Below are 12,280 nucleotides of genomic sequence, written 5' to 3'. Positions count from 1 at the left end.
GTGATTTCCTAGCTAAATAGTCTGCTAGCTGTAGAAGATCCAGCAGAAACACCAGATTTCTCAAGATTGGCATAGAGAACATCGAGGTGCTGACGAATGCTGATGACCGCAGCCTCACTCAAATTGATGCCATTGTCATCTACCAAGCGACCATGGGCAGCTTGTGCGATTTCAACACCTTCAGATAACATTCTTTCAAATGCACGCTCTTCTTGCAGAACCAAAGGAACCTCTAAGAGCAAAGTAACTTGGGTAACGGAACGATTGGGATCCAAATCATTGCTATTGAAAAGCGTTATGCCTTTACTGAGATATTCATATTGACGTCCGTTACGTGATAACTTGAAACCACGTTGACGCATCAGAGCGTCGAAGTTACCCCAAGGACAAGGCTCATCAAATAGAACATTGATACTCAATTGAATATCACTCTCAGCAGCCATTACATCTAATTCTTTAGCGCTTTCCAGCATTGTGCTAACGCTTGGCATGTCAATTTGTGACCCTAAGGTCTCAGCCAGCGCTTGAGCGCGAGAGCAAAAGTCAGACAACTCCAAAACACCAATAGGTCCTTTGCGACTAGCCAACTGAATTGCCAATTGCAACTCTGAATAGGAACCCTCAGGATTTAATTCTTCCCAGTCCTCAGCAGCATCAATGTCAGCATTTAATCCCTCGCACATCCAGCGAGCAGTCGACTGTGCCTCTAGATCGTTCCAGGCGTTAATTTCATCCAAAATTTCTACGCCGCTAATGCTTTCATCAAAACGTAATGTGATGACGCAATCAATCCGTGGATCAATGGCAAACTTTTCTGGAGCTGAGATCGTGGTGAGCGCATCGCTAAAACTGGGTTCGATACGAGATGATGTATCGCCATCAGCAAAGCCCTGACCAAAGCTGGGCTCACGCGCAAAACGATCATCCAAGGCATATTCGCGTTGCTCTTTTGCCTTACGACGAGCACGAGCGTACTTAATATTTAGGATGGCTACCGTTATCAGAATCAATAAACCAATAACGGCTAAAGCCAATTGCAAATCAGACAAACCCAACATCGTCATGATTTGTTCTACGTACACTTAAGCAGCCTCCACCATTGAAACAGCAGAAGAAATATCTACCGCAACAATACGGGATACACCCTGCTCTTGCATCGTGACACCAATCAGTTGATGGGCGATTTCCATAGTGATCTTGTTATGTGAGATAAACAAAAACTGTGTCTTATCAGACATTTTGGCTACTAGCTGTGCATAACGCAAGGTATTTGCATCATCTAATGGAGCGTCCACCTCATCGAGCAAGCAGAATGGGGCTGGGTTCAAAAGGAAAAGCGAGAACACCAAAGCAATCGCAGTCAATGCCTTTTCTCCACCAGAGAGGAGATAAATAGAACTGTTTTTCTTGCCAGGAGGCTGGGCCATTACTTGTACGCCAGAATCCAGAATCTCTTCACCAGTCATTACCAATTCAGCATGGCCGCCACCGAATAACTCTGGGAAGAGTTTTCCAAAGTGACTATTCACCTGATCAAAGGTTCCCTGCAAGAGATCGCGTGTTTCGGCATCAATCTTAGCAATCGCATCTGTCAAAGTCTGCATCGCTTCATTCAAGTCGGCGGATTGCGCGTCCAAGAACTGCTTACGCTCGCGTGAACTAGATAACTCATCCAGGGCAGCCATATTGACTGGGCCTAATGATTGAATCTCGGCGTTCAAGCTATTAACTTCACTCTGCAAAGCACCAACCTTCAGGTCTGTACTGAAATTCGCCTCAAGTGCAGTGAGATCAGCCTCAGCATCTGACAACAAGGTAGCAAATTGTTCATAGTTCAAACGTGCAGCCTGTTCACGCAACTGCAAATCTACAACTTTATCGCGCATTGGTTGCAAGCTACGCTCGACTTGCATGCGCGACTCATCCGCCTCACGCAATTGATGCAATAAAGCGTCTTGCTCGGTACGCGCATTTGCCAAAGCAGCCTCGCGAGCACTTCGTGCCAGTAATAAGCCCTGTAATTTATCTTGCGCTTCTTCATCACTTAAGGTTTCGAGTTCTTGAGCGGCAGCATCATGCTTATCCTGAATCTCCATGATCTGAGTACGTGCAGTACTTTGATCACGCTGTAAGTCAGCAATACGTTGCTGCAGAGAACGAGTAGCAAAAGCTGCCTCTTGAGCAGCCATCTCGGCAGCACGAAGGGACTCACGCAAACGATCGCGTTCCTCAGTGGAACGCTCTAACTTTTCTTGCGCAACTTGTAATGCTTCTTGCAAGCCTTGCTTAGATTCTTCTGACTCAAGCAATTCAGCAGCAGACTGCTCTTGAGTCTGACTCACTTGATCCATCTGTTGACGCAATTCACTTAATTCGCCCTGAATCTGCGCCGCACGTTGACTATATTGCTCTTCAGCTTGGGTCAACTGCATTCTCTCTACTTCAAAGCCATGCGATTCTTGAACAGCATGCTCAGCATTTTCGCGGGCCTGCTCTGCCGCTTGATGGGCTGCTTGATAGTTAGCTACACACTGATCCAACTCGCCCTTGAGCTCGCTTTGCATCAGTTGTTGCGCACGTAATTGCTTCTCTAGACTTTCCATCTCTTGAGCGCGCGCCAACATACCGGCTTGCTCAGAATCTGCTGCGTAAAGTTGTACACCAACGCGACTCACCAAGTGTCCTTGCTGAGTAACAAATGCGCCACCAGCAGGTAATTTTTCACGGCGATGCAAAGCATCTTCAAGGCTGCTAGCAATATAGATATTGTCTAACCACTCTTGTAATACAGAGGTGAGTCTTGCTGCACCAGCACTTTGTACGCGACTCAACAATGGAGTGAAGTCCGCTGGAGCCGAGGTGTGTGCCGGAGTAATTTCTTCGGTTAGCAAAATAGCCAAACGACTTGGAGGCGCATCATTAGCCAGAGCCAATGTTTCTTGCACACTCTTTGCGGTAACCGCAGCCAAACGCTCACGCAATACAGACTCGAGCGCAGCTTCCCAGCCAGTTTCAACTTTGAGCTCCTGCCAAAGACGCTTACTTTCTTTCAACCCCTTGCTTTCTAGCCAAGGCCCAATCTTGCCTTGGGCCTGAACGCTAGCCTGCAAGGCAGTCAAAGCAGTCAATTTAGCTTCTGTCTGTGCCAAATCTTGATTAGCTACCTGAATCTGTTGCTGCGCAGTATTACGGGCTTCGTCTGCAGCAGGAACGCGTTGCTGGGTTTCAACAGCGCGCTGCTTAGCCTCTTCCACTTTACGAGCTGCCATTACCTGGCGATCTATCGCAGTCTGTAACGCTTCAGCATCCGGACGACGTAAACCATCGAATTCACTAACAAGGCGAGTCTCGCGCCCTTTTAATTCATCTGACTGAGCAGACATCGAGCGAAGACGCTCGCCCAAACTTGCCAAGCGCTGCTCAATAGAAGCCAGCGAATCACGCGCACTATTGAGTTCACGTGATGCATTTTGGTAAGCCTCTTCACGACTTGGCATTTGCTCTTGCAGCCCATTTAAATCTGCCAAGAGAGTTTGTTCTTTTTCAGCAGCTAAAGACAGCTCATGCTCAGTAGTACGCTGTGCTTGTGCCGCATCTGTTTCTTGCACAGTCCAGCGCTGTAACTGCGCTTGCAAATCTTGAGTTTGCTGCTGCAAACGTTGACGCGCTTCTTGAACGTAAAGAATCTGTGACTCAACCTGACTAACATCAGAATTGGTTTGATATAAATCGCCTTGTGCTTGAGAAACCTTGTCTTGTAATGCGTACTGTTCTGTGCGCATTGTCTCTAGCTCAGCTTCGACGTGGCGTAGCTTGGCGGTCTGTTCCTCTAGGCCAACTTGCGTATCACGAATACCATTAGCGTGACGCTCTTGCTCTTTACCAGCCTCGGTCTGACGCACGAACCACAGCAGTTGTTGCTGAGATTTCATTTGGGCAGAAAGCTCTGCGTGACGCTCAGCAACAGTCGCTTGTTTTTCTAAGCGGGTTAACTGTTGATCGAGTTCGCGCAAAATATCTTCAACACGCGTTAAATTTTCTACTGTGTCCTCTAAGCGTGAAGCAGTTTCTTTGCGACGCTCTTTATATTTTGAAACACCAGCGGCTTCCTCCAAGAACACGCGCAACTCTTCTGGCTTTGCTTCTAGAATTCGGTTGATTGTGCCCTGTCCAATAATTGCGTAACCTCTTGGACCCATACCGGTGCCCAAGAAAATATCTTGAATATCTTTACGGCGCACTACTTGATTATTTACGTAGTAGCTAGAATTTCCATCGCGAGTTAAAACGCGCTTAATACCCAATTCTGTAAAAGCACTCCACTGACCTTGAGCACGACCTTCAGTGTTATCAAAAATGAGTTCCACGCTGGCACGGCCAGATGGTTTGCGTAAACCAGAGCCATTAAAAATAACGTCTTGCATGGATTCACCACGCAATTCACTGGCACGGGATTCACCCAAAACCCAACGTACGGCGTCAATAATGTTCGACTTTCCGCAACCGTTAGGACCCACAACGCCAATTAATTGGCCAGGCATTTCAAAATGGGTTGGGTCTACGAAAGACTTAAAGCCGGAAAGTTTGATGGATTTCAGTTGCACGGCGTACTTTGCAGGGAAAAAAGAGGTTCAAATAAAGGGGTAAAAATTAAAGCTAAAGTGGGAAGATGATAGCAAGCTCTTGCCTGCTTGGACGCGTTTTTGCCCCATCTATATAATGATAAATCTACCCTCAGGGACAAAATCCCTTAACAATCTGATAGTTAACTAAAAAGCATGAGCCAATCACCACAAAACATCATTGAACAAGCCTGGGAAAACCGCGCAAACCTCTCTCCAGACAGCGCCCCTGGGGATGTCCGTAATGCCGTAAATGCGGTCCTAGAAGGCCTTAATGCGGGCACTATTCGCGTTGCAGAACGCCGCGATGTAGGCAAATGGGAAGTTAATCAGTGGGTTAAGAAGGCTGTTCTGCTCTCTTTCCGCCTAGAAGACAACAAACCAATGGGCGCTGGCGGCTATACCCAGTTCTATGACAAGGTTCCTAGTAAATTTGAAAACTACACCGCTGCTGACTTTGCTGCCGGCGGCTTCCGGGTAGTGCCCCCTGCAATGGCCCGCCGTGGCTCATTTATCGGCAAAAATGCCGTTTTAATGCCTTCCTACGTCAATATTGGCGCTTATGTCGGCGAAGGCACAATGGTAGATACCTGGGCAACCGTAGGTTCTTGCGCCCAAATCGGTAAAAACGTTCACCTTTCTGGCGGTGTTGGTATTGGTGGCGTTCTTGAGCCTATCCAAGCTGGCCCAGTCATTATTGAAGATAACTGCTTTATCGGCGCCCGCTCTGAAGTGGTTGAAGGCGTAGTGATTGAAGAAAACGCCGTTTTATCCATGGGCGTCTACATTGGCCAAAGCACCAAGATCTACGATCGCGAAACAGGTGAAGTGCACTATGGCCGAGTTCCAGCTGGATCAGTAGTTGTGCCAGGCTCACTTCCTTCTGCTTGTGGCAAGTACAGCTTGTACGCAGCAATCATCGTAAAGAAGGTTGATGCTCAAACTAGAGCAAAGACTGCCATCAACGAATTACTCCGCGACTAAGTTCAATCTATGAGCGCCACACTTGAGCTCACCGAAGCTCTCATCTCCTGCCATTCCGTAACCCCAGCTGATGGTGGCTGCCAAGATTTAATTGCTAAACGTCTGCAAGCAATCGGCTTTCATACAGAGAGCGTTGTGAGTGGTCCTGAAAATTTTCAGGTCACGAATTTGTGGGCCATTAAAAAAGGTCAAGCCGGTGATCAGGGCAAGGTCTTAGTATTTGCCGGCCATACTGATGTGGTACCTACTGGTCCATTGGAGAAGTGGACAAACAATCCCTTTACCCCAACTATTCGTGACGGCATGCTCTATGGTCGTGGCGCTGCGGATATGAAAACCTCCCTCGCAGGTTTTGTTGTTGCTACAGAAGAATTTGTAGCCGCACATCCAGATCATGAAGGCTCTATTGCTTTCTTAATCACCAGCGATGAAGAAGGTCCAGCTAATGATGGCACGGTCATCATGTGCGAGCGCCTACAAAAACAGGGTCAACGTTTGGATTATTGCGTGATTGGTGAACCCACCTCAGTAGACAAGCTCGGTGACATGATTAAGAATGGTCGTCGCGGCTCTTTGTCAGGCAAGCTAAAGGTGAAGGGTATTCAGGCGCATATTGCCTACCCTCACTTAGGCAAAAACCCAATTCACCTTTCTGCACCAGCAATTTCTGCATTAGTAGAAACTGAGTGGGATAAAGGTAACCAATATTTCCAGCCAACTAGTTTTCAGATCTCGAATGTGCATGCTGGCACTGGCGCCAATAACGTTATCCCAGGCGAGCTCGTCATCGACTTTAATTTCCGCTTCTCGACCGAGAGTAAGCCAGAGCAACTGCGCGAACGGCTAGAAAAGATTTTGAAGGATGCAGGTTTGGATTTTGAGATTGATTGGGTCTTAGGTGGTAGCCCCTTCATTACTGGTGATGGCGACTTGGCTGGCGCATTACGCAAAGCCATCAAAGCTGAAACCAATATAGAGACTGAACTCTCCACAACTGGTGGCACGAGCGATGGCCGCTTTATTGCCAAGATTTGTAAAGAGGTTGTGGAATTTGGTCCTTTGAATGCAACTAGCCACAAAATTGATGAGTGTGTCATCGTTGATGATGTAGTGCCACTCAAAAATATCTATCGCAAAACTCTCGAACAATTAATCGCTTGATCGATAAATTAGGCACCTGCCTTTTCTTCTAAAGAAACTCCTCCATCATGGACCCTGAGCCTCAGCAACAACTTACCGTGAACCAGTGCATCGAGCAGATTGCACAAAAACTCGAAGCTGAAAACTTGCATTTTGGCCATGGGGCAATTGATGCGCAAAGCGAAGCTCTGTGGATTGTGAGCAAACAACTTCATCTGAGTCCAGCAGAAGCGCTGGATCATTTGGATGATGCGATCACCGAAGAGCAACAGCAAAATGCATCCGCTATTGCTGATACCAGAATTTCTACTCGTAAACCACTTGCCTACATACTGGGTGAAGCTTGGCTGATGGGTGTGCCGTTCTTTTGCAGCGAGCAAAGTATTGTTCCGCGTTCTTGGATTGCCGAGCTGATTGTTGATGGTTCACTAGAACCTTGGTTACCCGCAGACGGCAAAGCGCTTGATCTCTGCACGGGCAATGGCTCACTGGCAATTCTTCTGGCTTTATCTTGCCCTGACATTCATGTAAGCGCTTGCGATATCAGCATGCCCGCACTTTCTGTAGCAGCTCGCAACGTTGATCGTCATAGCTTGAACACTCAAGTAGAGTTATTGGATGGCGATCTTTGGGATGCATTACCAGAGCCGAATGAAGATAATCTCTTCGATCTTATTATTTGCAATCCGCCTTATGTCAATGCTGCCTCTATGAGTGCGCTTCCCACTGAATATCATGCTGAGCCAGAATTAGCTTTGGCTGGCGGTGATGATGGCATGGATATCATCAGGCGCATCATTGCGTCAGCGCCAGATTACTTGTCAGAGCGTGGCGCCCTCTTGCTTGAGATTGGCAATGAGTATGAGCACTTCAAAAAGGCATTTCCACAAATACCAGCCATCTGGATGGAAGTGTCTGCAGGCGAAGAGCAAGTCTTACTGATTCAAGCAGAAGACTTACGCTAGTTAACTCAGTTCGGCCGCAGCTGCAATTGCCTGATCAATTCGTTCCACTGGAATCACCTTCAGCCCTGGAATCTTGGTCTTAGGCATATTGGCCTTAGGAATGATGGCCACAGTAAAACCTAACTTAGCCGCCTCTTTCAAGCGCTCCTGACCACGTGGGCAAGGACGAATCTCACCGGCCAAGCCAACCTCACCAAATACGATCAACTCTTTTGGTAATGCCTTATTACGAATCGATGATTGAATAGCAAGGAGCACCGCCAAATCTGCAGCTGGCTCAGAAATCTTGACGCCACCTACCGCATTTAAGAAAACATCTTGATCAAAGCAAGCTACACCAGCATGCCGGTGCAATACTGCCAAAAGCATTGCAAGACGCGCCTGCTCTAAGCCAACCGCTAGGCGCCGAGGATTTGGTACATGCGCTGTATCCACTAAAGCCTGAATTTCCACCAACAAAGGTCTGCTGCCTTCTTGCGTAACCAGTACACATGCACCAGGAACCATTTGTTCGTGTTGTGATAAGAAGATTGCTGATGGATTAGTAACGCCACGAAGACCTTTTTCAGTCATCGCGAATACACCTAGCTCATTAACGGCGCCAAAACGATTCTTGATAGAGCGCACTAAGCGGAAGGAGGAATGGGTGTCACCTTCAAAATACAAGACAGTATCCACAATATGCTCAAGAACTCGAGGGCCCGCAAGATGACCATCCTTGGTGACGTGACCCACCATCAAGACACAGATACCGCTAGATTTCGCTGCCCTGGTTAATTGTGCTGCACACTCTCGTACCTGGGCTACAGAGCCAGGAGCAGAACTTAATACTTCTGAATAGAGGGTCTGAATCGAATCCACCACCAAGACCTGCGGCTTTACTGTGTCCATTATGGAAATCAGTTTTTCCAACTGAATCTCCGCGAGGACTTCTAATTGAGGCGCATCTAATGCAATGCGTTTTGCACGCAAGGCAATCTGCGCCGCGGATTCTTCACCACTGCTGTAGAGCACATTCATGCCCGCAGCACTCATCTCTGCAAGCGCTTGTAATAGCAAGGTAGATTTACCAATGCCAGGATCGCCACCTAAGAGGACCACACCGCCTGGAACTAAGCCACCGCCCAATACACGATCAAACTCTTCGACACCAGTACTAAATCTCGGTAAGTCTTCAGCGGAAATGGCCGATAACTTTTGTCGTGGCAGCGATTGTGCCAAACCCTGAAAACGAGCATTAGAAGTTGTCTCAGGTACGCCTTCCTCTAGAGTATTCCAAGCCTGACAAGACGGGCACTGACCCTGCCATTTGGCAGAAGTTCCACCACAAGACTGGCAGATATAAACCGATTTAACTTTAGCCAAGAGTTGCCTAATGAAATGTAAATGTAATTTAAGAAGAAATTAATCGAGCTGAGTGCCCGCTTTATTTTCTTTTGCACGCTTAGGGGCATCTTTGCGACGTTGCTCTAAATCTGCCGCCCTAGCTGCTGCATCTTTTTGCTTTTGCTCATACTCGGCTTGGTTAGCAGCTCGTTCGGCCGCCTTTTCTGGCGATGCCCGCTCAGCAGCACGCTTGATATCTTCCTGATTCTTCAGGCTTTCACGCAGCTTACGTTGCACTTCATGCAAAGCGACTTCTTGCTCTCGAATCGGGTCAATTTCTTTGCGATAGATTGCTCGCGCATCTCGCAGGCAAGAATTTACCCAATACTTTTGATAGCACTCTGAGGAAGCCTTACCCCAGCGATACTTAGCCCACTCGCGCTGAAGCTCCAACTCTTGCTCAATCTTATCTAACTGCTCGAGCTGGGCCTCTTCCGCAGGGGTGGCCAGTACAACGCCACTGAGTGCAGTAGCCAGCAAAAATATTGAAATGAATATTTTTGATTGGAGTAGAAGATTTTTTCTCAAATCTCTACCTTTGCACCCAACTCAACCAAGCGATTTGCCGGAATTTTAAAGAAGTCTGACTGGCGGCCTGCATTTTGATACATCCAGCAGAATAATTTTTCACGCCAGATAGCCATTCCTGGGATTTCAGTAGAAACAATAGTGTCGCGTGACAAGAAGAATGAAGTATTCATCAAATCAAACTTTAAATCGGATGACTTCTCGATCAATTCAATGATGAGGCCCATATCTGGGGTCTCATTAAATCCATACACAGCACGAACCACATAAATACCATTACCAAGATCGCGCAAAGTAATGCGCTCATTATCTTTTACATAAGGCACATCCCAAATACTGACCTTTAAGAAAAATACTCTTTCATGGAGCACATGGTTATGTTTTAAGTTGTGCAGGAATGAGACCGGCAAATAGTCTACGTGTGCAGTTAAGAATATGGCTGTTCCCTCTACGCGATGCGGAGGGTGCATCATCAATGAATCGATAAAGCTCTTTAGTTCAATACCATTGTTCATCGCATTTTGACGCAATATCTTGCGACCCTGGAACCAGGTCATTAAGAACATAAAGCAAACGGCACCCAAGAGTAATGGGAACCAACCACCTTCCATGATCTTTAAAAGATTAGCAGTTAAGAAAGCAAGGTCCACAATCAAGAATGCGCTTATTACCAAGGTTACAAAAAGAGTATTCCAGCGCCACACCACACGCATCACGATTGCCGCCAAAAATGTAGTCACAATCATTGTGGTGGTAACTGCGATGCCATAAGCAGCTGCTAAGTTTTCAGACTTTTTAAATGCAAGAACAACAGCAATTACAAGTATTAACAACACCCAATTCACAAGCGGCATGTAAATCTGGCCAATTTCTCTATCAGATGTATGGCGAATCTTCATGCGCGGTACAAAGCCCAATAAAATGGCCTGGCTCGTCATAGAAAAAGCGCCCGATATCACCGCCTGAGAGGCAATAACAGTTGCAGCAGTGGCCAATATCACCAGTGGGAAAACTAAGCCATCGGGAACCATTAAGAAAAATGGATTTGTAATGGTCTCAGGATTATTTAAGAACATTGCACCTTGACCGAAGTAGTTCAAGAGTAAGCAAGGCATCACAATGAAGAACCAGCCCATGCGTATCGGCTTAAGTCCAAAGTGACCCATATCGGCATACAGCGCCTCAGCACCAGTCAATACCAAGAAGACTGCACCCAAAACAATAAAGCCTTGCAATGAGTGCTCGATCAGAAAACGAATAGCGTATAGCGGATTAATAGCTGCAAAAATAGCGGGGTTCTGGATCACTTGATAAACACCCATGAGTCCGATAGCAATAAACCAGACCATCATGATTGGCCCGAAAAGCTTACCAACAACATCAGTGCCAGTCTTCTGAATGAAAAAGAGAAGGACTAAGATAAAAATAGTAATCGGCATCACATAGCGCGTGAGGTCGCTGGAGATAACTTCTAGACCTTCAACCGCAGAGAGCACAGAAATCGCCGGTGTAATGATTGCATCACCATAAAACATGCAGGCGCCAAATACACCAGCCATGATGATGAGAAGCGATCGTTTTGAATTGGTAGGCGCCGTTCTTAGCGCTAATGCCATTAGAGCCAGGATGCCGCCTTCGCCATGATTGTTTGCACGCATCACAAATAAGACGTACTTTAATGACACAACAATCGCAAAAGCCCAGAAAACCATCGAGATGACGCCATAGACTGCATCTGGAGAAAATGGAATGCCGTGCTCAGGGCTAAAACATTCCTTCAAGGCATAGAGTGGGCTCGTACCAATGTCGCCGAAGACCACACCAATGGCCGCAAACATGAGAGAGATGGAAGCACCCTTCTTATGCGGATGGTCCTCTCGAGAAATATCTACAGGCCTTAATAGGGATGACTCTGAAAACTCTGGATTGCTAACTGACATTAATAAGCCTTAACGTGATGTTGCGTGGCAATATGTTACTCCTTGCCGGCACTCATTAAAACGAGAATTTCTTCAATAAAACGCGTTATTTATGCGTTATTTGCAGGAATGCCTCGACAGGGATACCCAAAAAATGGTAGAATCTCAGCTTCAGACGCGGGGTGGAGCAGTCTGGCAGCTCGTCGGGCTCATAACCCGAAGGTCGTAGGTTCAAATCCTGCCCCCGCAACCAAGAATTACGTACTAAGCCCTTAATTTTTAAGGGCTTTTTGCTTTTTTGGGCATTAAAAAAGCCCGATTTCTCGGGCTTTAGGGCTTCTTAAGGGTAGATTTAGTTCAAGACCTTGTAACCGCGCCCACTTAGACACCGTTTCACAACCGCTTCCTGACCCTGATTGCCTGTAAATGCGCCGCCAGCACCACCAATCACCGCTCCAGCACCAGCCGCCTGCACAATCCCCGTCGCATTACCACCAGTAACGAGGCCCAATAAGCCGCCCACCACAGCGCCAGCGCCAGCGCCCTTAGCTGCAGTCTGACCCATACCTGACTGTTGTTGAGCATAGTTTTGACAATCCTTTAGATCGTTCTCATAGGTGGCTTCATTAACACCCTTCATATCCACTAGGGGGCGTACGTTTGCGCCGGCACAACCTACTGTCACAGCAATTACTAGAGAACTTAAAGCAAGCAGCTTATTCATATGCAAGTCCTT

At 47.1% G+C, this 12,280-nt stretch carries 9 protein-coding genes and 1 tRNA gene; 4 read left to right on the top strand and 6 right to left on the bottom strand.

Features of this window, described 5'->3' with window-relative positions:
• Nucleotides 1-8: 8 nt before the first annotated feature.
• Both AOC21_RS02605 and smc read right to left on the bottom strand, forming a co-directional pair.
• The gene (locus AOC21_RS02605) at nucleotides 9-1,082 is read right to left on the bottom strand and encodes a cell division protein ZipA C-terminal FtsZ-binding domain-containing protein (protein WP_251371555.1); all 1,074 of its coding nucleotides are present in this window, start codon (nucleotides 1,080-1,082) and stop codon (nucleotides 9-11) included.
• A complete protein-coding gene (gene smc / locus AOC21_RS02600; RefSeq protein WP_215392243.1) occupies nucleotides 1,083-4,604 on the bottom strand; it encodes a chromosome segregation protein SMC in 3,522 nt (1,173 codons plus the stop codon).
• A 174-nt stretch (nucleotides 4,605-4,778) separates the two neighbouring features.
• Here smc and dapD point away from each other — a divergent pair, with 174 nt between their 5' ends.
• From dapD to prmB, 3 genes are read left to right on the top strand one after another with little or no spacing between them, the layout of a single operon-like run.
• A complete protein-coding gene (gene dapD / locus AOC21_RS02595) occupies nucleotides 4,779-5,606 on the top strand; it encodes a 2,3,4,5-tetrahydropyridine-2,6-dicarboxylate N-succinyltransferase (RefSeq protein WP_215392242.1) in 828 nt (275 codons plus the stop codon).
• A gap of 9 nt (nucleotides 5,607-5,615) precedes the next feature.
• A complete protein-coding gene (gene dapE / locus AOC21_RS02590; RefSeq protein WP_215392241.1) occupies nucleotides 5,616-6,767 on the top strand; it encodes a succinyl-diaminopimelate desuccinylase in 1,152 nt (383 codons plus the stop codon).
• Nucleotides 6,768-6,814: 47 nt separating this feature from the next.
• The gene (gene prmB, locus AOC21_RS02585) at nucleotides 6,815-7,711 is read left to right on the top strand and encodes a 50S ribosomal protein L3 N(5)-glutamine methyltransferase (RefSeq protein WP_215392240.1); all 897 of its coding nucleotides are present in this window, start codon (nucleotides 6,815-6,817) and stop codon (nucleotides 7,709-7,711) included.
• Here prmB and radA read toward each other — a convergent pair whose 3' ends face one another.
• The 3 genes from radA to AOC21_RS02570 are packed head-to-tail and all read right to left on the bottom strand — an operon-like array spanning nucleotide 7,712 to nucleotide 11,565.
• Nucleotides 7,712-9,076, bottom strand: a complete 1,365-nt coding sequence (radA, locus tag AOC21_RS02580) for a DNA repair protein RadA (RefSeq protein ID WP_215392239.1) — start codon at nucleotides 9,074-9,076, stop codon at nucleotides 7,712-7,714.
• Nucleotides 9,077-9,115: 39 nt separating this feature from the next.
• The gene (locus tag AOC21_RS02575) at nucleotides 9,116-9,625 is read right to left on the bottom strand and encodes a hypothetical protein (protein ID WP_215392238.1); all 510 of its coding nucleotides are present in this window, start codon (nucleotides 9,623-9,625) and stop codon (nucleotides 9,116-9,118) included.
• A complete protein-coding gene (locus tag AOC21_RS02570; RefSeq protein ID WP_215392237.1) occupies nucleotides 9,622-11,565 on the bottom strand; it encodes a potassium transporter Kup in 1,944 nt (647 codons plus the stop codon). Before AOC21_RS02570 ends, AOC21_RS02575 begins: the two co-directional genes overlap by 4 nt.
• A 155-nt stretch (nucleotides 11,566-11,720) precedes the next feature.
• Between AOC21_RS02570 and AOC21_RS02565 the strand changes: the two genes are divergently transcribed.
• Nucleotides 11,721-11,797, top strand: a tRNA-Met gene (locus AOC21_RS02565).
• A 99-nt stretch (nucleotides 11,798-11,896) separates the two neighbouring features.
• Here the strand turns inward: AOC21_RS02565 and AOC21_RS02560 are convergent.
• Nucleotides 11,897-12,268 (bottom strand): glycine zipper family protein, encoded by a 372-nt coding sequence (locus tag AOC21_RS02560; protein ID WP_215392236.1) that lies wholly within the window; start codon nucleotides 12,266-12,268, stop codon nucleotides 11,897-11,899.
• Between the last annotated feature and the right edge of the window lie 12 nt (nucleotides 12,269-12,280).

This window comes from Polynucleobacter sp. VK25 (genome assembly GCF_018687355.1).
Lineage (GTDB): Bacteria > Pseudomonadota > Gammaproteobacteria > Burkholderiales > Burkholderiaceae > Polynucleobacter.
Note: the sequence above shows the minus strand (reverse complement) of the source record. Positions and strands in the feature narration are given on the sequence as shown.